Origin of the sequence: Escherichia sp. KS167_9B (assembly GCF_030295215.1) — a bacterium.
Lineage (GTDB): Bacteria > Pseudomonadota > Gammaproteobacteria > Enterobacterales > Enterobacteriaceae > Escherichia > Escherichia coli_F.
This window is the reverse complement of the sequence record NZ_AP025754.1, coordinates 1,933,456-1,959,607: the sequence shown is the minus strand read 5'-3', so window position 1 is coordinate 1,959,607 and position 26,152 is coordinate 1,933,456. Positions and strand designations below refer to the sequence as shown.

The window sequence follows — 26,152 nt, the reverse complement described above, 5'->3', positions numbered from 1 at the left end:
CACAATGTTATCTCAGAGATGGCTCATAACTTCGGATTTCTATGAAAATATTGACGTAATTTTGCTTTTCTCTCGTTAGAATAGCGCGCACAAGGAACTGTGAAAAAGGAGTGGCAATGATCAAGAAGACAACGGAAATTGATGCCATCTTGTTAAATCTCAATAAGGCTATCGATGCCCACTACCAGTGGCTGGTAAGTATGTTTCACAGCGTGGTCGCGAGAGATGCCAGTAAGCCAGAAATAACGGATAACCATTCTTATGGACTGTGCCAGTTTGGTCGGTGGATTGATCATCTGGGGCCACTCGATAACGATGAATTACCTTACGTTCGGCTAATGGATTCTGCCCATCAACATATGCATAACTGTGGTCGGGAATTAATGCTGGCTATTGTTGAAAATCACTGGCAGGACGCGCATTTCGACGCCTTTCAGGAAGGGTTGCTTTCTTTTACTGCGGCATTAACCGATTACAAAATTTATTTGCTGACGATCCGTAGCAATATGGATGTTTTGACGGGTTTGCCGGGTCGTCGGGTTCTTGATGAATCCTTTGATCATCAGTTACGCAACGCTGAACCTCTGAATCTTTATTTAATGTTGTTGGATATTGACCGATTTAAATTGGTTAATGATACCTACGGGCATTTAATCGGCGATGTAGTATTACGCACCCTGGCAACTTACTTAGCCAGTTGGACGCGCGATTACGAAACGGTTTATCGCTACGGTGGCGAAGAATTTATCATTATTGTGAAAGCGGCTAATGATGAAGAAGCATGTCGTGCAGGTGTCAGAATTTGCCAGTTAGTCGATAACCATGCCATCACACATTCTGAAGGGCATATCAACATTACCGTGACTGCTGGTGTGAGTCGTGCATTTCCTGAAGAGCCTCTGGATGTGGTCATTGGAAAAGCGGACCGGGCAATGTATGAGGGTAAGCAAACCGGAAGAAATCGCTGTATGTTTATTGACGAACAAAACGTGATTAACCGAGTTTAAGCTCCGTTTAACATTCATTGAGAAAACTGATGCTACTGTGTCAACGATCCGTTATCAGTGCAGGAAAATGCCTGTTAGCGTAAAAGCAAAACACAAATCTATCCATGCAAGCATTCACCGCCGGTTTACTGGCGGTTTTTTTTCGCCGTCATAAAAATCAGGCCCCTTGTACACAGTTGTAACAAGGGGCCGGTTAGGTGAGGGATTATCTCCGTTCATTAGTCATCCCATTTGTGGCTGAAATACGCGGCCAGAAAACCAGAAAATAAAATTATTCCCAGTACGGCCATAAAAACATTCATATTACCCAGCATTATTTGCCTCCGTTTATGGTGTGGTGTGTTTCCTCGCTTACCTTAATTTTCATCTCAATGAGAAAGATATTAGCAGAGGTAACCTAAACGAAGGCTGAATTAAATTTTTATTGTGTTCGACTTAAATCAACAAAGCGCGGGCTGCCCCCACGGTCTTGCACGAATCCCTTTTAACATCAGCACCCACGCAGCAATGATCACCAACGCTAAGATGATAAACAGCGAGGAAGGCGGCAGGCTGGTTAGCACTACGCCACTCACTAATGGGTTAATCGCCGCACCAAGCCAGCCTAAAGACTGAGCGGAAAAATAGCTGGCTTTCATTCCTGCCGGCGCAATATGGTCAATCAACATATACTCGCCCGGCGCATAAATGATTTCACCGACAGTAAATACCGCAGCTGACATACCCCACAATAGCAGGCTGATGCCGGAAAAAATAAAACCGACCAGCCCAATGACGAAACAGAGGGTGCCTGCTGTCATCAGCGCGCGGATGTTAGCCGGGTTAAGGCGGCGGCCCACGGAATATTGCAACGTAACCACCATGGCAGCATTCACCGGAAGAACAACCGCGACCACCTTTTCGGCAAAATCCCCATCAGCAATCACCATCACATATTGTGAAATGCATGAAGCAAATGCGCCGCTAACAAAAGAAGCCAGAAAACCAGAGCAGGTAAACCACAACAGTGCTTTATCTTGTAATAAAACTTTCGGCGACCAGACACTGCCTGTTTCCGTGGCGATGATTTTCTCGCTGCGCTTTACCCAAATTTGAATGAAAAGCATGGGAAACGCGGAACAGATAGCTGCCAGCCAAAAGGGCAGATTGATGCTCTGCATCACCAACAGCGTGCCGAGCGGCGGACCGATGGTCCAGCCAATGTTGAGCATGGTGTAGTTGATTGAGAAGATTTTCGTTTTGCTGGTGGACGAAAGATTGTCGGCAAACCAGGCTTTCAACACGGTAGCAAAAACGGAATAGGCGCAGTTAATAAGGGCAAAAAAGAGCACCACCAGCGTCACGTTATTCACTAAAGGAATGGCAATAAAACCGCTAGCGAAGGCGGTAATTGCCAGTAACATATAGCGTTTCTTGTCGAACTTATCCGCCAGGATACCAAAACCGAGGCTAAAAACGACGCCAATAGTGAGCGCAATTGTCATCGCATAACCGATTAGATCGACACTCAGGCTGTACTGGCGACTCAAGTAAATGGTCATAAATGGCAGCGTAGCGCCGCGTCCGATGGTTAATAACAACGACGAGGCAAGAAGGGCGCTGGTAGAGCGTCGTAGGGATAAGTTCATTTGTCTGTCCGGCAGTGCGTTTCGTTATGTTTTGTTTTAGAGATGTAAAGAAATAGCATGGCAAAAATCCGAAGTATAGCGACTTATTTGCGCATTAATGCCGTCGTAACCGGCGACTAACGAATCAACTGTTAAAGAAAAGTAAATTCAGCTAAGTTGATTGCTTACAAAAGATGAAATTCAGAGGCGGTAGAATGTCGCGAAAAGATGGGGTGTTGGCGCTACTGGTAGTGGTCGTATGGGGGCTAAATTTTGTTGTCATCAAAGTGGGGCTTCATAACATGCCACCGCTGATGCTGGCCGGTTTGCGCTTTATGCTGGTCGCTTTTCCGGCCATCTTTTTTGTCGCACGACCGAAAGTACCACTGAATTTGCTGCTGGGGTATGGATTAACCATCAGTTTTGCGCAGTTTGCCTTTCTGTTCTGTGCCATAAATTTTGGTATGCCTGCTGGGCTGGCCTCACTGGTATTACAGGCTCAGGCGTTTTTTACTATTGTGCTCGGTGCGTTTACTTTTGGCGAACGGCTGCACGGTAAGCAACTGGCGGGGATCGCGTTAGCGATTTTTGGCGTACTGGTGTTAATCGAAGATAGTTTTAACGGTCAGCATGTGGCGATGCTCGGCTTTATGTTGACCCTGGCGGCAGCATTTAGTTGGGCGTGCGGCAATATCTTCAATAAAAAAATAATGTCACACTCAACGCGTCCGGCAGTGATGTCGCTGGTCATCTGGAGCGCATTAATCCCGATCATTCCTTTCTTTGTTGCCTCGCTGATTCTCGATGGTTCCGCAACCATGATTCACAGCCTGGTCACTATCGATATGACCACCATCTTGTCTCTGATGTATCTGGCGTTTGTGGCGACAATTGTTGGTTATGGGATCTGGGGGACGTTACTGGGACGCTATGAAACCTGGCGGGTTGCACCGTTATCGTTACTGGTGCCCGTAGTAGGACTGGCAAGTGCAGCACTATTATTGGATGAACGCTTAACGGGTCTGCAATTCTTTGGTGCGGTGCTCATTATGACCGGGCTATATATCAATGTGTTTGGTATGCGGTGGCGTAAAGCCGTGAAAGTGAGAGGCTAAAAGGCCCCGAGATGTCGGGGCCAGAATAAATTACATAGCGTGTTGATTATAATAGGGCACGCCGAGCGCATCCGACTTATCACTGCCAGTACCCATGTGATTTAAATCAAACGGTGGTTGTTCCTGCGATGGGGGAACAACCACCACATTGCCACAGGAAGTAACAACCGGCTGCGTGGTTTGTTCCGCAAAGCTCTGCGCAGAGAAGAGAATAAGCGCAGTTACCATTGCGGATAAAAGTGGTTTCATGATTGCCTCAGTGACGTTGTCACGTTATCAACTAGCTGTTGTAATGATTTAATGGATGTAAAAAGCGCGATTCGCCCTGCATATTGGTCATCCGGTATTTATGTGGCGGAACATCAAAGTAATTTTTGAAGGTTCGGGTCAGAGTTTGTTGCGACTCGAAGCCATATCGTTCTGCCAGATAGAGTATCGGCTCGTTACTTTCCTTCAGCTTTTGCGCGATTTCCGTCATCTTACGGCTGCGGATGTATTGGCCTAATGAATGACCGGTTTCTTTTTTAAACATCCGTTGCAGGTGCCATTTGGAGTAACCCGAACGCTCTGACACTTTCTCCAGTGACAGTGGCGATTCCAGGTTATCCTCGATCCAGTCCAAAATGCTATGAATGGTAATAGCGTCAGTATTGCGTCTGGACATCGTCATACCTCTTTTTTGTTTACGGCAGGACTTTCTTAAGCAAATGCTCAAGTGTTGCCACTTCGTCCGCCGTCAGGTTTTTTGTTAATTCTTGATGCAGGTCCTGGCCAACTAATTGATGGCATTGTTCACATATTGCCGCGCCGCTGGTGGTAAGTTTTACCAGTACGCCGCGCTTATCATTCGGGTTCGGCAACCTTTCCACCCAGCCTTTACAAACCAGGCGATCCAGCATACGGGTCAGCGCTCCCAGGTCGACCGACAACACTTTTTTCAGTTCAACCGGAGTAATACACGACGCGCAGCGGATAGAGCAGAGCACCTTAAACTGTGCCGCGGTAATATCCAGCGGAGACAGATACTCGTTAAGCAGGCGATCTTTCTTCTGATTAACCATATGGATTAAGCGACCCAATGGAATAATTTCATTGAACAGATCGCTGGTACTTTTCACATTAGTTGCCCTGGCAAGTAATTAGTTGCAGGGGATAATATTGCCCAGGCAAGTATAAGTCAAATGAATGAATTGACCGATGCCACGTTTTGCTAAATCGGTTCAAGTTTTGGTCAATGCGATTCAAGGCTAGCTAAAGAGTGACACTTTATCGTTGTTTACCCCTTATACTTTTCGCTGATAACCCAGATACACAGGATAACAACCACTAATGTTAGATTTGTTTAAAGCAATAGGCCTGGGGCTGGTGGTGTTACTGCCGTTAGCTAACCCATTAACAACTGTCGCGTTATTTCTTGGTCTGGCAGGCAACATGAACAGTGCCGAACGTAATCGTCAGTCGTTGATGGCCTCGGTGTACGTCTTTGCCATCATGATGGTGGCGTATTACGCCGGGCAACTGGTGATGGATACATTTGGCATTTCGATTCCCGGTCTGCGAATTGCAGGCGGCTTAATCGTCGCGTTTATCGGTTTTCGGATGCTCTTTCCGCAACAGAAAGCGATTGATTCACCGGAAGCGAAAAGCAAGTCGGAAGAGCTGGAAGATGAACCCAGCGCCAATATTGCCTTTGTACCTCTGGCAATGCCTAGTACCGCCGGTCCGGGAACCATTGCGATGATTATTAGCTCGGCGTCCACTGTGCGTCAGAGTTCAACCTTCGCTGATTGGGTACTGATGGCTGCGCCGCCGCTGATCTTTTTCCTGGTGGCGGTTATTTTGTGGGGAAGCCTACGCAGCTCTGGCGCAATTATGCGGCTGGTGGGCAAGGGGGGAATTGAAGCGATCTCCCGTCTGATGGGATTCCTGCTGGTATGTATGGGTGTGCAGTTTATTATTAACGGCATCCTGGAAATCATTAAAACGTATCATTAAAAAAGGCCCGAATGGGCCTTTCAACTATTGCGTCTGTTCTTCGAGTGTCACTGGCCAGCGGCGAAAAATGATGATTGACCATATTAACGCGGCAAAAGCAGGCACCGCGCCCACATAACCAATCATCGACATTGACCAGTGCAGACTGACCTGATTACCTACCAACGCGCCAGCGCCGATTCCAATATTAAATATTCCCGAGAATAGCGCCATCGCGACGTCGGTGGCATCTGGTGCCAGCGCCAGCACTTTAACCTGCATACCAAGCCCGATGATCATCATCGCGATCCCCCAGAAAATACTCAGCACCCCGAGGTGTATTTCACTGTTCGCCGCAGGTAGCAGCAGTGCGAGGCACACCAGCAACAACGCAATCGCCGTACTCACCAACGCAGACGCATACTGATTACCCAGTTTACCGAAAATCACGCTGCCAATAATGCCCGCACCACCGAGTAATAACAGTAATGCCGTGGCAAAGTTGGCGCTGAATCCCGCAATGTTTTGCACAAAAGGCTCGATATAGCTGTATGCCGTGTAATGGGCGGTGACAACCACCACAGTTAACAAATAAATGCTCATCAATGCCGGGCGGCGGAACAATAGCGGAAGGCTTTTCAACGACCCTGAATGCTCGCTGGGGAGTAAGGGAAGTAACTTAATCAGGCACAGAAGGGTGATAAATGCCCCGATACCGATCGCGAAGAAGGTCATACGCCAACCGAAATACTGCCCCACAATGCGCCCGAGAGGTAAACCTAATACCATCGCCAGAGCTGTACCGGTGGCAATTAAACTCAATGCCTGTGCTCGCTTTCCGGCCGGAGCCATACGGATCGCCAGAGACGCCGTAATCGACCAGAAAATCGCATGTGCAAAAGCTACACCAATGCGACTGATCACCAGAACGGTAAAGCTCCACGACAAAAAAGACAGTACATGGCTGGCAATAAACACCACAAACAGGCAGATCAGTAATTTGCGGCGTTCAACCTGGCTTGTCATTAGCATAAAAGGCAATGACATTAGCGCCACTACCCATGCATAAATGGTTAACATGATACCGACTTGAGCGGTTTGCATATGGAAACTTTGTGCGATGTCAGAAAGCAGGCCAACAGGGACAAATTCGGTAGTATTGAAGATGAAAGCGGCGACTGCCAGCGTAACGACCCGTAGCCACGCCACTTTGCGGGAAACAGTGTTTGTTGTCATAACAGATTATCGGGTGAGTTGCGAAAAGTAATGAAATGATCTTAAAACGGTTAATGATGTGAATACAATGCATTTGTGATCTGGATCGCATTTCCATCTCTCTGACGGTTGTTCTGTCACGCGTCAGAGAGTTGTTAACATCACATTTTAATGACGATCAGGAAGGTCTGGCGTTTTGGTGGCTGATGGTAAAGGTGGCCTCACAGGGGAACGAGGCCTGTTGTCCAGTAGTTCTTCGTTACTAATTTTGGGCGGAATTTCATTTTTTACAAAAAGTTTTAAAATCTTGCGTGCCATACGATGGATACTTTTATCTTCACTTAATAATGCCGGTATCAACACATCATTCAGGTCATTTTCATTAGGTTTCATAAAAATTTGAAAGTGCAATAACATATTTGTAAAAAATAAGAATAGACTCTGAAAGTGAGGTATTTCTTTGTTTGATAAAAGCGATAAAAAGCAGATACAAACTTCAGGTAGTACTTGTTTGTTAGAACCTAATGAATCCATGAGGTTTTGTAATAACTCCTCTTTTAATGGGTTATCCTTTATGTCGTAGATGGCGGTGATTAAGTTTGGGTTTTTATTCGCGAACCACCTGTGGACCTGCGGCTTATTCCATAGTCGTGGGAGTATGACAAAATTACCACGAGAGATAAAGTTCAGTACGAATAAATCAAACTGACGTAAGTAATCTGCAGCGGTATGATGCTCAGGAGGAAGAGGTTCAATATGTGGAGTATGAGACCTTTTGATGGGGACGCCGGGGCTGATCATTGGAAATTGTTCAATAAAGTCATTAAGAAACAGAAAGAGCACACGCTCGACGCCGGTCTGAAAGGCCCGACCCATAGTGACAGGCTTTGGGTCGGGAGCACAATAAATATTAATTTCCCCATCGTGGCGAAAATTATCTAAATAAATAGGGCTTAAATTTATTACTACCTGAAATTCAATGTTTTCTTTATGTCTTCCATTCTTAACAGGATAAGTGAGTTTAAATTGAACCTTTTCATTGTATAGCGTGTCGTTATCTCGGAAAGTTGTCCTCTGTATATAAGATAGGTTATCAAGATTATTGAATATCTTTTTGGTGTTTGAATTGATGTTTAAAGACGTACGCCACTCCTCATCACATATTATAATGCTGAGCGCATCAATAAAATCCTTCAAAACTTCTTTTACCTGAGGTGCAATATTGCGAACGGGAAAATCATCAGGAAGTGAGATGAAATTGCTGATGCTTACTGGCGTAACCATATTTGCCCCATATAGTCATAAGTCATCGGAACATCACTATATAGAGCATATGAGCTGCAAGAACTATCAAAAATAGCTCATTGGGAAGACTGTTTTGCTGAGTCAGGCACATCGAGCAGTTGAATAAACGCTTCAAGAGGACGCGTTTTCGCACCGCGACGCCAGACCAGCCAGGTTGTTAACCAACGCCATTGCTCAGCCAACGGCCACGCTTCAACCTGGTGATGCCCCGGCATACTTTCCAGCATTGAGCGTGGGATAAGTGCAATGCCCGCACCTGCAACCACACAGGCTAACATACCGTGATACGACTCCATCTCATGGATGGTCCCCGGCGCTGCACCGTCGGCATGAAACCAGCTTTCAAAGTGGCGACGATATGAACAATTGGCACGGAATGCATAAATGTTACAGCCATTAACCTGACTGGCGCGGGTTACTGGTGCATGTCCTTGCGGCGTGACAATCATCAACTCCTCGCGGTAGACCGGTATTCCATCAATAGCAGTATGGTTAATGGGCCCATCAATAAATGCCGCATTCAGTTTTCCCTCCAGCACACCTTCCAGCATGGTGCCGGAAGGACCGGTGGAAAGTGAAAACTGAATTTTGGGATAACGACGGTTATATTCCGCCAGCGTGGCCGGAATGCGCACTGCAGCGGTGCTTTCCAGCGAACCAAGAGAAAATAAACCTTGCGGCTCATCGCCAGCGACAACACTCCGCGCTTCATCCACTAACGCGAGAATTTGTTGGCTATAGCGTAAAAAGTTATGCCCGGCAGGCGAGAGACGTAAACGCTGATTCTCGCGAATAAACAGATCAACCCCCAGTTCTGTTTCCAGCTGGCGTAGACGGGTAGTGAGATTCGACGGGACGCGATGCACTTTTGCTGCAGCCTGGGTAATGCTGCCAGCTTCGGCAACCGCGTTGAACATCTCCAGTTGGGTCAGATCCATGGCATTCTCAATTCGTGAATAAGTGGCTTAATATTATTCATTTTCAAGCAAGAGTAAATCTGCGTATCTTTTTACCATAACCCATAAAGGAGATACCCCGATGACCATTACTCCGGCAACCCATGCAATTTCGATAAATCCTGCCACTGGTGAACAACTTTCTGTGCTGCCGTGGGCTGGCGCTGACGATATAGAAAACGCACTTCAGCTGGCGGCAGCAGGCTTTCGCGACTGGCGCGAGACAAATATAGATTATCGTGCTGAAAAACTGCGTGATATCGGTAAGGCTCTGCGCGCCCGTAGCGAAGAAATGGCTCAAATGATCACCCGTGAAATGGGCAAACCGATCAACCAGGCGCGTGCTGAAGTGGCGAAATCGGCGAATTTGTGTGACTGGTATGCAGAACATGGTCCAGCAATGCTGAAAGCAGAATCTACGCTGGTGGAAAATCAGCAGGCGGTTATTGAGTATCGACCGTTGGGGACGATTCTGGCGATTATGCCGTGGAATTTTCCGTTATGGCAGGTGATGCGTGGCGCTGTTCCCATCATTCTTGCAGGTAACGGCTACTTACTTAAACATGCGCCGAATGTGATGGGCTGTGCACAGCTCATTGCCCAGGTGTTTAAAGATGCGGGGATCCCGCAAGGCGTATATGGCTGGCTGAATGCTGACAACGACGGTGTCAGTCAGATGATTAAAGACTCGCGCATTGCTGCTGTCACAGTGACCGGAAGTGTTCGTGCGGGAGCAGCTATTGGCGCACAGGCTGGAGCGGCACTGAAAAAATGTGTACTGGAACTGGGCGGTTCGGATCCGTTTATTGTGCTTAACGATGCCGATCTGGAACTTGCGGTGAAAGCGGCAGTAGCCGGACGTTATCAGAATACCGGACAGGTTTGTGCAGCGGCAAAACGCTTTATTATCGAAGAGGGAATTGCTTCGGCATTTACCGAACGTTTTGTGGCAGCTGCGGCAGCCTTGAAAATGGGCGATCCCCGTGACGAAGAGAACGCTCTCGGACCAATGGCTCGTTTTGATTTACGTGATGAGCTGCATCATCAGGTGGAGAAAACCCTGGCGCAGGGTGCGCGTTTGTTACTGGGCGGGGAAAAGATGGCTGGGGCAGGTAACTACTATCCGCCGACGATTCTGGCGAATGTTACCCCAGAAATGACTGCATTTCGGGAAGAGATGTTTGGCCCCGTTGCGGCAATCACTATTGCAAAGGATGCAGAACATGCGTTGGAACTGGCTAATGATAGCGAGTTCGGCCTTTCAGCGACCATTTTCACCACCGACGAAACACGGGCCAGACAGATGGCGGCACGTCTGGAATGCGGTGGCGTGTTTATCAATGGTTATTGTGCCAGTGATGCGCGAGTCGCCTTTGGTGGCGTGAAGAAGAGTGGCTTTGGTCGTGAACTTTCCCATTTCGGTTTACATGAGTTCTGTAATATCCAGACGGTGTGGAAAGACCGGATCTGACGCTACATATTCAGCTCTGATATACTCGCAGGTCTTTTCAGACCTGCGGTCCAGGAGTAGAAAGTGGCAGTCGCCATGGATAATGCAATTTTAGAAAACATCTTGCGGCAAGTGCAGCCGCTCATTGGTCAGGGTAAAGTCGCGGATTATATTCCGGCGCTGGCGACGGTTGATGGTTCCCGACTGGGCATAGCTATCTGTACCGTTGACGGACAGCTTTTTCAGGCCGGAGACGCACAAGAACGTTTTTCCATTCAGTCTATTTCCAAAGTGCTGAGTCTCGTTGTCGCCATGCGTCATTACTCCGAAGAGGAAATCTGGCAACGCGTCGGCAAAGATCCGTCTGGATCACCGTTTAATTCCCTGGTGCAACTCGAAATGGAGCAGGGTATTCCGCGTAATCCGTTTATAAATGCCGGTGCGCTGGTGGTCTGCGATATGTTGCAAGGGCGCTTAAGCGCGCCACGGCAACGTATGCTGGAAGTTGTCCGCGGCTTAAGCGGAGTGTCTGATATTTCCTACGATACGGTGGTAGCGCGTTCCGAATTTGAACACTCCGCGCGAAATGCGGCTATCGCCTGGCTGATGAAGTCGTTTGGCAATTTCCATCATGACGTGACAACCGTTCTGCAAAACTACTTTCATTACTGCGCTCTGAAAATGAGCTGTGTAGAGCTGGCCCGGACGTTTGTCTTTCTGGCTAATCAGGGGAAAGCTATTCATATTGATGAACCTGTGGTGACGCCAATGCAGGCGCGGCAAATTAACGCACTGATGGCGACCAGTGGTATGTACCAGAACGCGGGGGAGTTTGCCTGGCGGGTGGGACTACCAGCGAAATCTGGCGTCGGCGGCGGTATTGTGGCGATTGTTCCGCATGAAATGGCCATCGCTGTCTGGAGTCCGGAACTGGATGATGCAGGTAACTCGCTTGCGGGCATTGCTGTCCTTGAACAATTGACGAAACAATTAGGGCGTTCGGTTTATTAATGCAGTCTCTCGATCCACTCTTCGCGCGTTTATCCCGTTCAAAATTTCGCTCTCGCTTTCGTTTGGGTGTGAAAGAGCGTCAGTATTGTCTGGAGAAAGGCGCGCCAGTCATCGAACAACATGCGGCGGATTTTGTCTCTAAACGTCTTGCTCCGGCATTACCGGCTAACGACGGTAAGCAAACCCCCATGCGCGGGCATCCGGTGTTTATCGCTCAGCACGCCACTGCAACCTGTTGTCGCGGTTGTCTGGCTAAGTGGCATAACATTCCGCAGGGTGTTTCGTTAAGCGAGGAACAACAACGTTATATCGTGTCGGTAATCTATCACTGGTTGGTTATACAGATGAATCAGCCATGATAATTGCGGAAAACGATAAAATAGCATTCCCAGGATATCTTTATTTGCCGCCGCTGTCAGCGAACATGCTATCCTTTATGAGAATTTACTTATTACGTTGAGATAATTGCCACCCGCAATTGTATGGACAGATAATTAATGCATGTACAGCCCATTTCAACTTTCCGTTTGTTCCAGGAAGGTCATCTGCTACGTAATAGCATCGCTATTTTTGTGCTAACCACGCTGTTCTATTTTATTGGTGCAGAGTTACGGCTGGTTCACGAACTTTCTCTTTTCTGGCCGCTGAATGGCGTAATGGCGGGGGTGTTTGCCCGCTATGTCTGGCTTAATCGACTGCATTACTATGCGATCAGTTATGTGGCAATGCTGGTTTATGATGCCATAACCACCGAATGGGGGCTGGTTTCACTGGCTATCAATTTCTCCAATATGATGTTTATTGTTACCGTCGCCTTACTGGTCGCGCGGGATAAGCGTCTGGGGAAAAATAAGTACGAGCCAGTAAGTGCCTTACGGCTATTTAATTACTGTCTGATTGCCGCATTATTATGCGCTATTGTCGGGGCGATTGGTTCGGTCAGTATTGATAGTTTGGATTTCTGGCCTTTGCTTGCCGACTGGTTCAGTGAGCAATTCTCAACGGGCGTGTTGATCGTGCCTTGTATGCTGACGTTGGCAATTCCTGGAGTGCTGCCGCGCTTTAAAGCAGAACAGATGATGCCCGCTATCGCGCTTATTGTGTCGGTTGTTGCCTCGGTAGTCATTGGCGGAGCGGGGAGTCTGGCGTTCCCGCTGCCTGCATTAATCTGGTGTGCAGTGCGCTATACGCCGCAGGTAACATGTCTGTTGACCTTTGTCACCGGTGCGGTGGAAATCGTACTGGTGGCAAATTCGGTGATTGATATCTCGGTCGGTTCGCCGTTCTCCATTCCGCAAATGTTCTCCGCACGTCTCGGTATTGCCACGATGGCGATATGCCCAATTATGGTTTCTTTTAGCGTGGCAGCGATCAATTCGCTAATGAAGCAAGTTGCGCTGCGAGCCGACTTTGATTTTCTGACTCAGGTTTACTCACGGTCCGGTCTTTATGAGGCGCTGAAAAGGCCATCGCTGAAACAGACACAACATCTGACTGTCATGCTGCTTGATATCGACTATTTCAAAAGCATTAACGATAACTATGGACATGAATGTGGCGATAAAGTGTTAAGCGTGTTTGCCCAGCATATTCAAAAGATTGTCGGTGATAAGGGGCTGGTGGCGCGAATGGGCGGCGAAGAATTTGCTGTTGCAGTGCCATCGGTGAATCCTGTCGATGGTCTGCTAATGGCGGAAAAAATCCGTAAAGGCGTTGAACTGCAACCGTTCACCTGGCAACAAAAAACGCTTTATCTCACGGTAAGTATTGGCGTCGGTAGTGGTTGCGCATCGTACCGAACGCTGACCGATGACTTTAATAAATTGATGGTCGAAGCCGATACATGTCTGTATCGCTCGAAGAAAGATGGGCGCAACCGTACCAGCACTATGCGTTACGGTGAGGAAGTTGTCTGACATCTTTATTCATTCAGAGCGTTTTAAATGCAATGTGTTCTACCACTTTATGTTCCAAGAAAAGGCGTATTTCCTCGATTAAACCATGATCCGCGCCACACTTTTCTCATAAAACTGCTCATTAATCATCAGGAGTTGATCAAAACAGGGGTTCGGCGTATTAAAGTTTGCTAACCTGTCGTACCAATTCAAACAGGTTGTATGACTAATCAGAAGGGAACCCATTGTGAAAACACTAAATCGTCGCGATTTTCCCGGTGCACAGTATCCAGAACGTATCATTCAGTTTGGTGAAGGTAACTTCCTGCGCGCCTTTGTTGACTGGCAAATCGATCTCCTGAATGAGCACACCGATCTGAATTCTGGCGTGGTCGTTGTTCGTCCGATTGAAACTTCATTCCCGCCGTCATTGAGCACGCAGGATGGTCTGTACACCACCATTATCCGTGGTTTGAATGAGAAGGGGGAGGCGGTCAGCGACGCGCGTCTGATTCGCTCGGTTAATCGTGAAATCAGCGTCTACAGTGAATACGATGAATTCCTGAAACTGGCGCACAACCCGGAAATGCGCTTTGTTTTCTCTAACACCACCGAAGCGGGTATCAGCTACCATGCGGGCGATAAATTCGATGACGCGCCAGCGGTAAGTTATCCGGCAAAACTGACCCGTCTGCTGTTCGAACGTTTTAGCCATTTCAACGGAGCGCAGGATAAAGGTTGGATCATCATCCCATGTGAACTGATCGACTATAACGGCGATGCACTGCGTGAACTGGTGCTGCGCTACGCGCAAGAGTGGGCACTACCAGAAGCATTTATTCAATGGCTGGATCAGGCTAACAGCTTCTGTTCTACGCTGGTGGACCGTATCGTTACCGGTTATCCGCGTGATGAAGTGGCTAAACTGGAAGAAGAACTGGGTTATCACGATGGTTTCCTCGACACCGCTGAACACTTTTACCTGTTTGTGATTCAGGGGCCGAAATCCTTAGCGACTGAGCTGCGTCTGGACAAATATCCGCTCAACGTGCTGATTGTTGACGATATTAAACCGTATAAAGAGCGCAAAGTGGCAATCCTCAACGGTGCACACACGGCGCTGGTGCCGGTGGCGTTCCAGGCCGGGCTGGATACTGTAGGTGAAGCGATGAACGATGCTGAAATTTGTGCATTCGTTGAAAAAGCCATCTACGAAGAGATTATTCCGGTACTGGATTTGCCTCGTGATGAACTGGAATCTTTCGCCAGTGCAGTCACCGGACGTTTCCGTAATCCGTACATCAAGCATCAGCTGCTGTCTATCGCGCTTAACGGTATGACCAAGTTCCGCACCCGTATCCTGCCGCAACTGCTGGCAGGGCAGAAGGCAAACGGCACCCTTCCGGCGCGCCTTACTTTCGCATTAGCGGCATTGATTGCGTTTTATCGCGGTGAGCGTAACGGAGAAACATATCCGGTACAGGACGATGCCCACTGGCTGGAACGTTATCAGCAACTCTGGAGCCAGCATCGTGACCGTGTTATCGGCACCCAGGAACTGGTTGCTATTGTGTTGGCTGAAAAAGACCACTGGGAGCTGGACCTGACGCAAGTGCCTGGTCTGGTCCAGCTGGTTGCTAATGACCTGGATGCGATTCTCGAAAAAGGAATGCGCGAAGCTGTACGTCCGTTGTGCTAATACTCTGAACCCGGTTTCGACCGGGTTTCTTATTTCACTATATTAGTTACAACATCCTATGTGCCTTTATCATTAACAGGTGCCACATGCAGCACCTGTTAATGTTGTAAGCTTATAGGTAATTTGTAAGTAGTGTCTTGAGAATGTGATCGTAATCACGTTTAATAGGGCGACTTTTACACGCCTGAAGATAACCATGATCGTTCGTCCACAACAACACTGGCTGCGCCGTATTTTTGTCTGGCACGGTTCAGTATTATCCAAGATATCCTCACGCTTACTACTTAATTTTCTCTTTTCTACTGCCGTTATTTTCATGCTGCCCTGGTACACGCATCTGGGTATTAAATTTACCCTCGCACCATTCAGCATTCTCGGTGTCGCCATCGCCATTTTTCTTGGTTTTCGTAATAATGCCGGGTACGCCCGTTACGTTGAAGCGCGAAAACTTTGGGGGCAGTTGATGATTGCCTCACGGTCGTTACTGCGCGAGGTAAAAACGACATTGCCGGATTCGGCAAGTGTAAGGGAGTTTGCACGGCTGCAAATCGCCTTCGCCCACTGTTTACGCATGACATTACGCAAACAACCACAGGCGGAAGTGCTGGCACATTATCTCAAGACTGAAGATCTTCAGCGTGTACTGGCTTCAAACACTCCAGCTAACCGTATTTTGTTGATAATGGGGGAGTGGTTGGCGGTTCAGCGACGCAATGGACAGCTTTCAGATATCCTGTTTATTAGCCTCAACGATCGGCTTAACGATATTTCAGCGGTTCTGGCAGGCTGCGAGCGCATTGCCTACACGCCAATTCCCTTTGCCTACACCCTGATTTTGCATCGTACCGTTTATCTGTTTTGTATCATGCTGCCGTTCGCGCTGGTCGTGGACCTGCATTACATGACGCCATTTATCTCTGTGCTGATTTCCTACACTTTTATTTCGCTGGATTGTCTGGCGGAAGAGCTGGAAGATCCGTTCGGTACTGAAAACAATGATTTACCGCTGGATGCCATCTGCAACGCTATTGAAATTGACCTGTTACAGATGAACGATGAAACAGAAATTCCAGCAAAAATTCTTCCCGATCGTCATTACCAGCTGACGTAATATTTACTCCGTACGCCGGGCAACAATAAACAGACGCGGAAATGCCAGCAGTATCTGTCCGTTCTCTTGCAGTGGATACTGCTCTTCCAGCATCTGATGGTAGCGCGTAACAAAATGCTGCTGTTCGCTCTCGGTCAGATCCTGTAACCACGGACGTAATCCAGTGGCGGTCACCCAGTCAATAATCGCCTGGTGCGACGGCATCTGGTGATAGTAAGTGGTTCGCCAGATATCGACCTCGCATCCGGCTTCACTCAAAATATCGTAGTAAGCATGAACGCCAGCCAGCGGCTCACGCCCGCGATCCGGGTAGTTTTGTTCCCAGGCGACTTCGCGCATGAGCACATGGGTAGGCTCCAGCCAGTTATCCGGCATTTGTACCGCCAGCACGCCCTGCGGACTGAGTAACGAAACCAGATGAGGGAACAGTTCGTAATGGTCGGGCAGCCATTGCAGCGAGGCATTAGCAAAAATCAGATCGAGTGCCTGTTCCGGTTGCCAGTTGCGGATGTCTGCTTCCACGAACTGGCAGTCTGGCAAAGCACTGCGCGCTTCAGCAATCATCGCCGGAGACGAGTCGATGCCTGTTATCCTGGCCGCAGGCCAACGTTGATGCAGCAGGGCGGTGCTGTTACCTGGGCCACAGCCAAGATCGGCAACGTATTCGATATTCTCCAGCGGCACTCTGGCAAGCAGCTCCACCGCCGGACGCGATCGTTCAGCGGCAAAGTGCAGATATAAAGAGGGGTTCCAGTCAGACATTTATTTACTCCCGTCAGTGCGTTACCCCAATTGTAGATAAAACTGATAAATTCGCCTCACGGCATCACCCCATTGAACACACGTTTTTTACGCGGCCCGGTCATTAAAGATTCCAGTTTCTTGACACAGGTTTTGTAGTGGGGCGTGGTTTTATGGAACGCCACTGCGTCTTCATCTTTATAGGCTTCGTAGATATAAAAGCGCGAATTAACTTCCGGGTCCTGTAAGACATCGAAGCGCAAATTGCCTTCTTCCTGGACCGAGCCCAGATGATTCTGGCGAAAAACCTCGATAAACTCGTCAACCTTGTCTTCATGAACGTTAATTTCAACCAGTGTGACGTGCATGATTCTTCTCCTTAAATCCGCAGTTACTGTTTTTCACTCAGATAGAGTTCATATGCCCGATCAGCCGTTTCGTTATGGTGTACCACCGCCTGTACGGCTTTCATCATCGCCACCGGATGGTCAGACTGGAAAATATTACGCCCCATATCCACACCAGAAGCGCCCTGATCGATAGCCTGCCAGCACATTTCCAGCGCCTCGCGCTCCGGTAATTTTTTACCGCCAGCAATAACAATGGGTACCGGACATCCGGCAACAATCCGTTCAAAACCTTTATCGACATAATAAGTTTTGATAATCTGCGCCCCCATTTCAGCGGCGATTCGGGTAGCCAGCGAGAAATAACGTTGGTCGCGCACCATATCTTTGCCCACGCCAGTCACGGCCATGGTCGGCATTCCTACTTTCATTCCGGCATCGACCAGCTGAATAATATTTTTAATCGACTGATGTTCATATTCGCTGCCGATATAAACCTGCGCCGCCACCGCGCAACTGTTCAGGCGCACGGCGTCATCCATCGATAACGCCACGGCTTCATTACTTAATTCCGCCAGAATAGAGTTCGCACCAGACGCCCGCAGTACCACCGGCTTATTGGTCGCCGGGGGAACTACGCTGCGCAAAATGCCGCGCGTACACATTAATACATCGGCATGTTCAAACAGCGGGGCGATATTTATATCGATGCGTTCTAGTCCGGTAGTCGGCCCCTGAAAATAACCATGGTCAAAGGCCAGCATCACGGTTTTACCCGTTTTCGGATTAAAAATCCGCGATAAGCGTGACTGCATTCCCCAATCCAGCGCACCGCAACCTTTCAGGGTAAAAGGGATATTTTGTTGCGGTTGATCGGTGCGAAAATCTTTACCATCTTTAATATCGTCTAAATCTGCCATAACGTACTCCGGTTAAGTAATGCACATCAGAAATCGTATTTGCCGATATTCTCTTTGTTGAATATCACGCGCTCCGGTAACAGTACGATGCCATTACCATCCGCTTCGTAGTCATAGCCCTGAACGCTGTTTGGCGAGACTTCAACCTGACCTACGCCCTGAATATTCAGCTTGTCGCCCGTTTTCATTGATCCTTTTTTCAATAATGCATCCGCGACATAAACTGAAATTTTGCCTTGCTGAACCACATCCCACAGGCCAAATTCTTTCACCGTGCTGCGCTCTACATACGGACGCATCACGTTTGGCGTACTGAATCCGACAATCGCAACTTTGTCATTTTTCAGGTTTTCTGCGGCTTGTGCGGCAGCGGGCAGGGCGTTGGCGTCCGGGGCGATAATGGCGTCGAGATCGCTATAGGCTTTTAATATTCCTTCTGCGGTTTGTAACGATTTAGTGGCATCGTTATAGCCAAACTGCGTAGTGACAATTTCCCAGCCTGGATGGTCTTTGGCGATTTTCACTTTCGCCTCTTTCACCCACTGGTTTTGGTCCGTAACGGTGGGGCTTGAGTAGAAAAACGCGACTTTGGCTTTGTCTTTATTCACCTGACGCGCCGCCATATCCACCAACATACCTCCCAACTGGGCGGGCGTTCCCTGATTAATGTAGTAAGAGCGGCACTCCGGTTTGGTATCAGAGTCCCAGGTCAGCACTCTCACGCCACGTTGCATGGCGCGTTTCAGTGCCGGACACAAGCCATCAGGCGAAACCGCAGAAACGATAATGGCGTTATACCCCTGATTGACGAAGTTATTAATCAACTGTACCTGACCAGAAACACTGGGTTCTGTCGGCCCGTCGTAGGTCACATCAACGCCCAGCTCTTTACCCGCTTGTTGTGCGCCGTTGCCACCGCTGGTAAAAAATCCCACGCCAACCAGTTTGGGAATAAAAGCAATACGCTCTGCGGCCTGCACATTCATAGAGATTGCGGCAATGCCAAGAGCGCTAAGTAAGGCGATTTTCTTAAAGCGATAAAGTGTCATGAAGATATCCTTTATGGCAATGGGTTATTGGCCCGACGCGCCAGCCACTCTTTAATTTGCTGGCGATGCAGGCTAACGGAACGACCTACGACAACGACGATAAGCAGCGCACCGGAAAGGGCGCTGGACACCTGATTTGGCACTCCTGCCATTTGCAAACCTTGTTGCAAATATCCCACTAGTAAAACCGCAATGGCGGTGCCGATAATGGAACCGGAACCACCATAAATATTGGCACCGCCAAGCACCACGGCGGTGATGGCGGGCATCAGAAACGACGCACCGAGATCGGAACGTGCTGAACCAAAATACGATGCCAGCAGCACAGCGGCGACCGCAGACGCCAGCCCCGTCATGGCATAGAGCGCACATAAGGTGCGGTTAACTTTAATCGCGCTATAAAGCGCCACGCGCGGGCTTTGCCCAATCAAAAACACATTACGTCCGGCATGGGTTTTATGCAGCCAGAGCCAGAAAACGAGGAGACATATCAGAAAGATAATCAGCGGAACGGGTAGTCCCAGCACATCCAGGTTAGCGAAATCTGTAAACGCCATCGGGAATCCACCAATACCTTCGTACCCCGTCGCTCCGGCCATCCCGGAAAGCAGCAGAGCGCTTCCGGCAAACAGATACAGCGTGCCAAGCGTAATCACCAGCGGGTTAACTTTGGTATAGATAATTAATCCGGCGTTAATCAGCCCGCACAATGCGCCGAGCAGAAAGGTCAGAAGAATCGCCAGCGGCATCGGCACGCCGCTTTGAAACAGTACGCCTAATGCAATGGCGCACAAGCCGATGGTCGAGCCAAACGAAATATCGATCCCGCCACTGACAATCACCATCGTCAGCGGTAGGGCGACAATGCCAATGCAGATAAAGTCACTGGTGCTGAACAGCAACATATTGAGATCTAACATCCGCGGGTTAATTGCACCAAATGCGACAATCTCAATCACGAGCAGTGCGGCAAGAGCTAGTTCCCAACCGTAGCGAATACGCATTACGCGGCCTCCCGTTTTTTACCTGACGAAGCGGGTTTAACGGATGGCGGTGGCGTCATAAAGCGGGCATATTTTTGCCGCCGCAGATTACGTTCCAGCGCACAACGCAGGCGTCCATCAAACACCAGCACCGCCAGCAGAACCAGGCCCGCGATAAAATCATTCCACCATGCCGGAATGCGCAACAGCACCAGTACACTATCGATCTGCGTCAGGAACCATGCGCCGAGTACCGCACCGATGATCGCACCGGAACCGCCGAGCAAACTAATACCGCCCAGCACGCAGGCTGCAATCGCTTTCATCTCCAGCCCGGTACCGGTCTGGTTGGGAATAAAACCGATCTGCGAAGCAAACACAATCCCCGCCAGTGCCGCCATGCAGCCGTTCAACGAAAATGCCACAATTCGAATGGCTTCCGTACGAACGCCCAGTTGACGAGCGCCCTGCAAATTATCGCCCGTGGCATAAAAACTGCGTCCAAACGCCGTCTTCGCCAGCAGCCAGGCCATAAATGCCACCAGAATTATCGTCAACCAACCAATTGCTGAAACGCCAAACAGCAGCGGGGCGGAGAGTTGTTTCAGTTCGGCGGGTAACCCCTCAATCCATTTACCGCCAGTCCACAGCAACATGATGCCCCTGTACAATCCTAATGTACCGAGCGTGGCAACAATGGCAGGGATCTTTAGCCACGCGACCAGGACACCGTTGAAAAATCCCGCGAGCAAACCAAGCAGTAAAGTCGCGACACAAGCAACAGGTAGTGAATACCCCGCGTTCAGTAACATTCCCAACAGCACTGCGCACATTCCGGTAATCGAACCTACCGAAACATCGATATTGCGCGTGAGCATCACCAGCGTCGCGCCCATTGCCAGCAGGATCAGGATTTGCGCGCTGCTATAAACCATGGTCAGCGTTTGCATACTTAAATACTGGCGGTCGAGAAAACCGGGTAATACAAACAGCAACACCACCGCCAGCAGTGCCGTGATTTCACGGTTGTTCTGGATAAACTTCAGCATGATGCCTCCTGACGCTGACTATCGCCGAAGGCAACGCGCATAATGGTCTCGACATTAATATCGCGTCCGGTCAGTGCAGAGTGGGCAATTTCGCCCTGATGCATCACATATACGCGATCTGCCATCAGTTCGATCTCTTCCAGATCAGAGGAGATAAGCAGCACAGCCACATTTTGTGCGGCGATGCTGCGCAACAGCTGGTAGATATCATTACGGGCCGAGACATCCACGCCGCGCGTCGGCTCATCGACAATCAAAACTTGCGGCGAAGCTTCCAGACATTTGGCAATCAGGATTTTTTGCTGGTTGCCGCCGGATAAGGTCCGCGCAGCTTGTTCCGGTTGGTTAAATTTAATATTCAGCGCCCGACGATAACGTTCCAGTGTGGCGTTATCTTTCGCGGTTTTCGCCCAGAATCCACGAAGGTTATGAGTAAGGGCGCAGACATTCCAGGCCAGCGAAGCATCGAGATTCAGTCCGGATGACTGGCGATCTTCCGGCAGATAAACCAGACCGCGCAGTAAACGTTCTCCAGTGGATAATCTATTGATCTCTTTACCATTCAGCATAATGCGTCCGCCACGCAAAGTACGCAGACCATAGAGCGTCTCGGCCAGTTCTGTGCGTCCGGCCCCCACCAGCCCAGCCAGACCCAGAATTTCTCCGGCATTAAGCGTCAAGCTGACATTCATAAAACCTTCGCCGGTCAGGTTTTCCAGTGTCAGCACCGGCGTTCCGGCGGCATGTTGTGGGCGGTTGCCAGGTAACTCCAGCCATAATTTTTGGCTGGCAGAGAGCGATTTTTCCCGTAGCGCTGGCGTGATGGCCTGAATAATGTCGTCGGTAGACAGTTCGCTGGTTTTGCCGCTTAAGGCGATGGTTCCGTCGCGCATCACGCTAATTCGATCGGCAATCTGGCGAATTTCCGGCAGCTTATGCGAGATAAAAACAATACCCACGCCAGTAGCAAGCAACTCTTGCAAGCGACTAAACAAACGTTCGGTTTCGGCGGGGGTAAGCGAGGCGGTAGGTTCATCGAGGATCAGAATCCGCGAGTCGCGCATCAGCCCGCGGAGGATTTCCACCATTTGGCGATCGGCGACATCCAGCGATCCTGCCAGACTATGCAGATCAAACTGGCAGCCCAGCGCCGCCAGCAAGTTCTTCAGTTTCTGCATGGAGAGCTGTTTTTTTGCCAGCCCAAACAGAATGTTTTCTTTTATCGACAGGCTTGGGAAAAGCAGCGGTTCCTGGGGAACGAGATAAATACCCAACTGATGAGCATGAACTGGCGTTAATCTGGTGTAGTTGTTGCCCCCAATCTCCAGCGTACCGCTATCAGCAGGGGTAATACCGGCAATGATCTTCATTAACGTCGATTTACCGGCACCATTGCCGCCAAGCAGGGCGTGGACTTCCCCCTGATGCAACGTAAAATCGATGCCTTTCAGGACATTAACCCCTGAATACTGTTTATAAACCGAGCGGGCGCAAAGTAGCGGTAACGCGCGGGTATCACTCGTTAGCATGTTTCCCCCGTTCAGTTTTGCAGGTGAGTTTTGAACAAATGTATTTCTGCTTTCAATTTGTTCATAAACCTTAGGTGGACATTGCACATATTTCCGACGAATAGATCACAATTTATGCTATTTTGATTTTCACGGTTGCGTTTGTTCATGCTCGTAGAGTCAAACTGTGGTTGCTATCACAGATATAAATGCGCAAGAACTGAACAATTGCATTAAAGATTTAAATATGTTCAAAGTGAAGAATGAATTATGACAATCAACGATTCGGCAATTTCAGAACAGGGAATGTGTGAAGAAGAACAGGTCGCGCGGATCGCGTGGTTTTACTATCACGACGGGCTGACCCAGAGCGAGATCAGCGAGCGTCTCGGGCTGACTCGCTTGAAAGTGTCGCGATTACTGGAAAAAGGGCATCAGTCCGGCATTATTCGCGTGCAGATTAATTCTCGCTTTGAAGGCTGTCTGGAATATGAAACTCAATTACGTTGTCAGTTTTCGCTGCAACATGTCCGGGTGATCCCTGGGCTTGCGGATGCTGATGTCGGCGGGCGACTAGGGATAGGCGCGGCGCATATGTTGATGAGTTTACTTCAACCACAACAGATGCTGGCGATTGGTTTTGGCGAGGCAACCATGAATACGCTGCAACGCTTAAGTGGTTTTATTTCGTCGCAGCAAATTCGCCTGGTCACGCTCTCCGGTGGCGTCGGTTCTTATATGACGGGTATCGGGCAGCTTAATGCGGCGTGCAGTGTGAATATTATTCCGGCTCCGCTGCGGGCATCCTCCGCTGACATTGCCCATACGCTAAAAAATGAAAATTGCGTCAAAGATGTTCTGTTAGCCGCACAAGCTGCGGATGTGGCGATTGTCGGCATTGGGGCCGTGAGTCAACAAGACGACGCGACGATCATTCGCTCCGGTTATATCAGCCAGGGCGAACAGTTAATGATTGGTCGAAAAGGGGCGGTTGGCGACATCTTAGGCTACTTTTTTGATGCAAAAGGTGACGTTGTCACGGATATCAAAATACATAACGAACTGATTGGCTTACCTTTAAGCGCGCTGAAGACCATTCCCGTCCGGGTTGGCGTGGCAGGGGGAGAAAATAAAGCCGAAGCCATTGCCGCTGCAATTAAAGGCGGCTATATCAACGCACTGGTTACCGATCAGGACACAGCAGCGGCGATTTTACGTAGTTAAATTTGCATGACCTTATTACCGGGAATGATGGAGAACGTATAGAGGAACAGACAGAACGCATAAGCCGAGGATAATCTAATGGCTCGACTCTTTACCCCTTCAGAATCAAAGTACTACCTGATGGCGCTGGATGCAGGCACCGGAAGTATTCGGGCTGTGATATTCGACCTGGAAGGCAATCAAATAGCAGTGGGACAGGCGGAGTGGCGGCATCTGGCAGTACCGGACGTTCCTGGTTCTATGGAATTTGATCTCAACAAAAACTGGCAACTGGCATGTGAGTGTATGCGCCAGGCGCTGCACAACGCCGGCATAGCCCCGGAGTATATCGCTGCCGTTTCGGCATGTTCGATGCGCGAAGGCATTGTTTTATATAACAATGAAGGAACACCGATCTGGGCCTGCGCCAATGTGGATGCCAGAGCGGCGCGCGAAGTTAGCGAACTTAAAGAACTGCACAACAATACCTTTGAAAACGAAGTTTATCGCGCCACCGGACAAACGCTGGCTTTAAGCGCTATTCCCAGATTACTTTGGCTGGCGCACCATCGTTCTGATATCTACCGACAGGCGTCGACCATCACCATGATCAGCGACTGGCTGGCCTATATGCTCAGCGGTGAACTGGCGGTGGATCCCTCTAACGCTGGCACCACGGGACTTCTTGATCTAACCACCCGTGACTGGAAACCTGCATTGCTGGATATGGCCGGACTGCGGGCCGATATTCTTTCTCCTGTCAAAGAAACCGGCACATTGCTGGGCGTGGTAAGTTCACAAGCGGCGGAACTCTGCGGTCTGAAGGCGGGCACTCCGGTGGTCGTTGGAGGAGGCGACGTGCAACTTGGTTGCCTGGGGTTAGGCGTTGTCCGTCCGGCACAAACCGCTGTTCTTGGCGGTACATTCTGGCAGCAAGTTGTAAACTTAGCCGCGCCGGTGACAGACCCAGAAATGAACGTGCGCGTTAATCCTCATGTTATTCCTGGCATGGTACAAGCTGAATCTATAAGCTTTTTTACCGGACTCACCATGCGCTGGTTCCGCGATGCTTTCTGTGCCGAAGAAAAACTGATTGCCGAACGTTTAGGCATCGACACCTATACGTTGCTGGAAGAGATGGCAAGTCGTGTGCCGCCTGGGTCGTGGGGCGTAATGCCGATATTCTCCGACAGAATGCGCTTTAAAACCTGGTATCACGCTGCGCCTTCCTTTATTAATTTGTCTATTGATCCGGATAAATGTAACAAAGCGACATTGTTCCGTGCGCTGGAAGAAAATGCGGCGATTGTATCAGCGTGTAACTTGCAGCAAATCGCTGATTTCTCGAATATTCATCCTTCATCGTTAGTCTTTGCAGGCGGAGGTTCAAAAGGGAAATTATGGAGTCAAATTCTCGCTGATGTCTCGGGATTACCCGTCAATATTCCGGTGGTCAAAGAAGCCACCGCATTAGGATGTGCCATTGCAGCTGGCGTCGGTGCCGGAATTTTTTCATCAATGGCAGAAACCGGAGAACGCCTGGTTCGCTGGGAACGGACGCACACACCAGACCCGGAAAAGCATGAACTTTATCAGGATTCACGCGATAAGTGGCAGGCTGTTTATCAGGATCAGCTGGGGCTGGTTGATCATGGACTGACGACGTCGTTATGGAAAGCGCCTGGGTTATAGTTTCATTGACAGCCACATCATGATGACTGTGGCTGTTAGTTTTTGAGTATTGGTATTCTTATTTCCCTTCTTTAGAGCTGGCTTGTTAAATGCCAGCTTGCAGATTCATCGTTCCATCACCAGTACTATATTCAAGGGAAAATTGCTATTTTTCTTAAAGCATTAAGCATAACCCTTATTTTATAGCGAATATTCCTAAAGGCATTAATGGATGAAAAAGGGTTTTAATAAACTTCTGTTTTTAGCAATTAGTGCTATTCTTTGTTAAATATGATGATGATAATCTTCTTATTGAAAGAAACAGTTTTCTTATTA

General features: G+C 49.0%; 27 protein-coding genes. 11 read left to right on the top strand and 16 right to left on the bottom strand.

Features of this window, described 5'->3' with window-relative positions:
* The first annotated feature begins 116 nt into the window (after positions 1-116).
* The gene (dgcZ, locus tag QUE34_RS09795; RefSeq protein WP_105268489.1) at positions 117-1,007 is read left to right on the top strand and encodes a diguanylate cyclase DgcZ; all 891 of its coding nucleotides are present in this window, start codon (positions 117-119) and stop codon (positions 1,005-1,007) included.
* A gap of 114 nt (positions 1,008-1,121) precedes the next feature.
* On the opposite strand, the gene mgtT is transcribed toward dgcZ, so the two are convergent.
* The 3 genes from mgtT to ydeE all read right to left on the bottom strand — a co-directional run bounded on the left by mgtT (position 1,122) and on the right by ydeE (position 2,635).
* Positions 1,122-1,226: a hypothetical protein gene (mgtT, locus tag QUE34_RS09790; RefSeq protein ID WP_212734532.1), complete on the bottom strand. Its 105-nt coding sequence runs from the start codon at positions 1,224-1,226 to the stop codon at positions 1,122-1,124.
* Positions 1,226-1,321, bottom strand: a complete 96-nt coding sequence (mgtS, locus tag QUE34_RS09785; RefSeq protein WP_000901367.1) for a protein MgtS — start codon at positions 1,319-1,321, stop codon at positions 1,226-1,228. The genes mgtT and mgtS overlap by 1 nt, the downstream gene beginning before the upstream one ends.
* 126 nt (positions 1,322-1,447) lie before the next feature.
* Positions 1,448-2,635: an efflux MFS transporter YdeE gene (gene ydeE, locus QUE34_RS09780; protein WP_105268488.1), complete on the bottom strand. Its 1,188-nt coding sequence runs from the start codon at positions 2,633-2,635 to the stop codon at positions 1,448-1,450.
* A 194-nt stretch (positions 2,636-2,829) separates the two neighbouring features.
* On the opposite strand from ydeE, the gene eamA reads away from it, so the two are divergent.
* The gene (eamA, locus tag QUE34_RS09775) at positions 2,830-3,729 is read left to right on the top strand and encodes an O-acetylserine/cysteine exporter (RefSeq protein ID WP_032184269.1); all 900 of its coding nucleotides are present in this window, start codon (positions 2,830-2,832) and stop codon (positions 3,727-3,729) included.
* Positions 3,730-3,759: 30 nt separating this feature from the next.
* Here the strand turns inward: eamA and marB are convergent, their stop codons facing one another.
* The 3 genes from marB to marR are packed head-to-tail and all read right to left on the bottom strand — an operon-like array spanning position 3,760 to position 4,847.
* Positions 3,760-3,978, bottom strand: coding sequence for a multiple antibiotic resistance protein MarB (gene marB / locus QUE34_RS09770; protein WP_000803541.1), 219 nt, complete (start codon positions 3,976-3,978; stop codon positions 3,760-3,762).
* A gap of 31 nt (positions 3,979-4,009) precedes the next feature.
* Positions 4,010-4,393 (bottom strand): MDR efflux pump AcrAB transcriptional activator MarA, encoded by a 384-nt coding sequence (marA, locus tag QUE34_RS09765; RefSeq protein ID WP_000091199.1) that lies wholly within the window; start codon positions 4,391-4,393, stop codon positions 4,010-4,012.
* Between the two features lie 19 nt (positions 4,394-4,412).
* The gene (gene marR, locus QUE34_RS09760; RefSeq protein WP_000843424.1) at positions 4,413-4,847 is read right to left on the bottom strand and encodes a multiple antibiotic resistance transcriptional regulator MarR; all 435 of its coding nucleotides are present in this window, start codon (positions 4,845-4,847) and stop codon (positions 4,413-4,415) included.
* Positions 4,848-5,058: 211 nt separating this feature from the next.
* On the opposite strand from marR, the gene marC reads away from it, so the two are divergent.
* Entirely contained in the window at positions 5,059-5,724 is a 666-nt protein-coding gene (marC, locus tag QUE34_RS09755; protein WP_000885028.1) for an NAAT family transporter MarC, read from the top strand.
* Positions 5,725-5,748: 24 nt separating this feature from the next.
* Here marC and ydeA read toward each other — a convergent pair whose 3' ends face one another.
* From ydeA to ptrR, 3 genes are all read right to left on the bottom strand, one after another.
* On the bottom strand, positions 5,749-6,939 hold the full coding sequence (gene ydeA, locus QUE34_RS09750; protein ID WP_000210785.1) for an L-arabinose MFS transporter: 1,191 nt from the start codon (positions 6,937-6,939) through the stop codon (positions 5,749-5,751).
* A 147-nt stretch (positions 6,940-7,086) separates the two neighbouring features.
* Positions 7,087-8,202, bottom strand: coding sequence for a putative protein YneK (gene yneK / locus QUE34_RS09745; protein ID WP_088541883.1), 1,116 nt, complete (start codon positions 8,200-8,202; stop codon positions 7,087-7,089).
* Positions 8,203-8,279: 77 nt separating this feature from the next.
* Positions 8,280-9,161, bottom strand: a complete 882-nt coding sequence (gene ptrR / locus QUE34_RS09740) for a putrescine utilization regulator PtrR (protein ID WP_032303055.1) — start codon at positions 9,159-9,161, stop codon at positions 8,280-8,282.
* 100 nt (positions 9,162-9,261) lie between these two features.
* On the opposite strand from ptrR, the gene sad reads away from it, so the two are divergent.
* The 6 genes from sad to QUE34_RS09710 all read left to right on the top strand — a co-directional run bounded on the left by sad (position 9,262) and on the right by QUE34_RS09710 (position 16,345).
* On the top strand, positions 9,262-10,650 hold the full coding sequence (gene sad / locus QUE34_RS09735) for a succinate-semialdehyde dehydrogenase (RefSeq protein WP_103253601.1): 1,389 nt from the start codon (positions 9,262-9,264) through the stop codon (positions 10,648-10,650).
* Positions 10,651-10,713: 63 nt separating this feature from the next.
* Positions 10,714-11,640, top strand: coding sequence for a glutaminase B (gene glsB, locus QUE34_RS09730; protein ID WP_032303054.1), 927 nt, complete (start codon positions 10,714-10,716; stop codon positions 11,638-11,640).
* Positions 11,640-11,999, top strand: coding sequence for a DUF4186 domain-containing protein (locus QUE34_RS09725; RefSeq protein ID WP_001191038.1), 360 nt, complete (start codon positions 11,640-11,642; stop codon positions 11,997-11,999). The genes glsB and QUE34_RS09725 overlap by 1 nt, the downstream gene beginning before the upstream one ends.
* A gap of 138 nt (positions 12,000-12,137) precedes the next feature.
* Entirely contained in the window at positions 12,138-13,556 is a 1,419-nt protein-coding gene (locus QUE34_RS09720) for a sensor domain-containing diguanylate cyclase (protein WP_123059885.1), read from the top strand.
* Between the two features lie 226 nt (positions 13,557-13,782).
* On the top strand, positions 13,783-15,234 hold the full coding sequence (gene uxaB / locus QUE34_RS09715) for a tagaturonate reductase (protein ID WP_032303052.1): 1,452 nt from the start codon (positions 13,783-13,785) through the stop codon (positions 15,232-15,234).
* 196 nt (positions 15,235-15,430) lie between these two features.
* A complete protein-coding gene (locus QUE34_RS09710) occupies positions 15,431-16,345 on the top strand; it encodes a bestrophin family protein (protein ID WP_032303051.1) in 915 nt (304 codons plus the stop codon).
* A gap of 3 nt (positions 16,346-16,348) precedes the next feature.
* Here QUE34_RS09710 and tam read toward each other — a convergent pair whose 3' ends face one another.
* From tam to lsrA, 7 genes are read right to left on the bottom strand one after another with little or no spacing between them, the layout of a single operon-like run.
* On the bottom strand, positions 16,349-17,107 hold the full coding sequence (tam, locus tag QUE34_RS09705; RefSeq protein ID WP_032303050.1) for a trans-aconitate 2-methyltransferase: 759 nt from the start codon (positions 17,105-17,107) through the stop codon (positions 16,349-16,351).
* Positions 17,108-17,163: 56 nt separating this feature from the next.
* Complete coding sequence (gene lsrG / locus QUE34_RS09700) at positions 17,164-17,454, bottom strand: (4S)-4-hydroxy-5-phosphonooxypentane-2,3-dione isomerase (protein WP_032303049.1); 291 nt, start codon at positions 17,452-17,454, stop codon at positions 17,164-17,166.
* Positions 17,455-17,477: 23 nt separating this feature from the next.
* Entirely contained in the window at positions 17,478-18,353 is an 876-nt protein-coding gene (lsrF, locus tag QUE34_RS09695) for a 3-hydroxy-5-phosphonooxypentane-2,4-dione thiolase (RefSeq protein WP_000774178.1), read from the bottom strand.
* A gap of 26 nt (positions 18,354-18,379) precedes the next feature.
* Positions 18,380-19,402, bottom strand: a complete 1,023-nt coding sequence (gene lsrB / locus QUE34_RS09690; protein WP_105268487.1) for an autoinducer 2 ABC transporter substrate-binding protein LsrB — start codon at positions 19,400-19,402, stop codon at positions 18,380-18,382.
* A gap of 11 nt (positions 19,403-19,413) precedes the next feature.
* Positions 19,414-20,406 (bottom strand): autoinducer 2 ABC transporter permease LsrD, encoded by a 993-nt coding sequence (gene lsrD / locus QUE34_RS09685; protein WP_103253604.1) that lies wholly within the window; start codon positions 20,404-20,406, stop codon positions 19,414-19,416.
* Positions 20,406-21,434 (bottom strand): autoinducer 2 ABC transporter permease LsrC, encoded by a 1,029-nt coding sequence (lsrC, locus tag QUE34_RS09680; RefSeq protein WP_021552079.1) that lies wholly within the window; start codon positions 21,432-21,434, stop codon positions 20,406-20,408. The genes lsrD and lsrC overlap by 1 nt, the downstream gene beginning before the upstream one ends.
* Complete coding sequence (gene lsrA, locus QUE34_RS09675; protein WP_000958013.1) at positions 21,428-22,963, bottom strand: autoinducer 2 ABC transporter ATP-binding protein LsrA; 1,536 nt, start codon at positions 22,961-22,963, stop codon at positions 21,428-21,430. Before lsrA ends, lsrC begins: the two co-directional genes overlap by 7 nt.
* A 249-nt stretch (positions 22,964-23,212) precedes the next feature.
* Here lsrA and lsrR point away from each other — a divergent pair, with 249 nt between their 5' ends.
* Entirely contained in the window at positions 23,213-24,166 is a 954-nt protein-coding gene (gene lsrR / locus QUE34_RS09670) for a transcriptional regulator LsrR (protein ID WP_000154346.1), read from the top strand.
* A 78-nt stretch (positions 24,167-24,244) separates the two neighbouring features.
* Positions 24,245-25,837 carry an autoinducer-2 kinase gene (lsrK, locus tag QUE34_RS09665; protein ID WP_000113145.1) on the top strand — a complete coding sequence of 531 codons (1,593 nt, stop codon included), beginning with the start codon at positions 24,245-24,247 and terminating at the stop codon, positions 25,835-25,837.
* Positions 25,838-26,152: the final 315 nt, after the last annotated feature.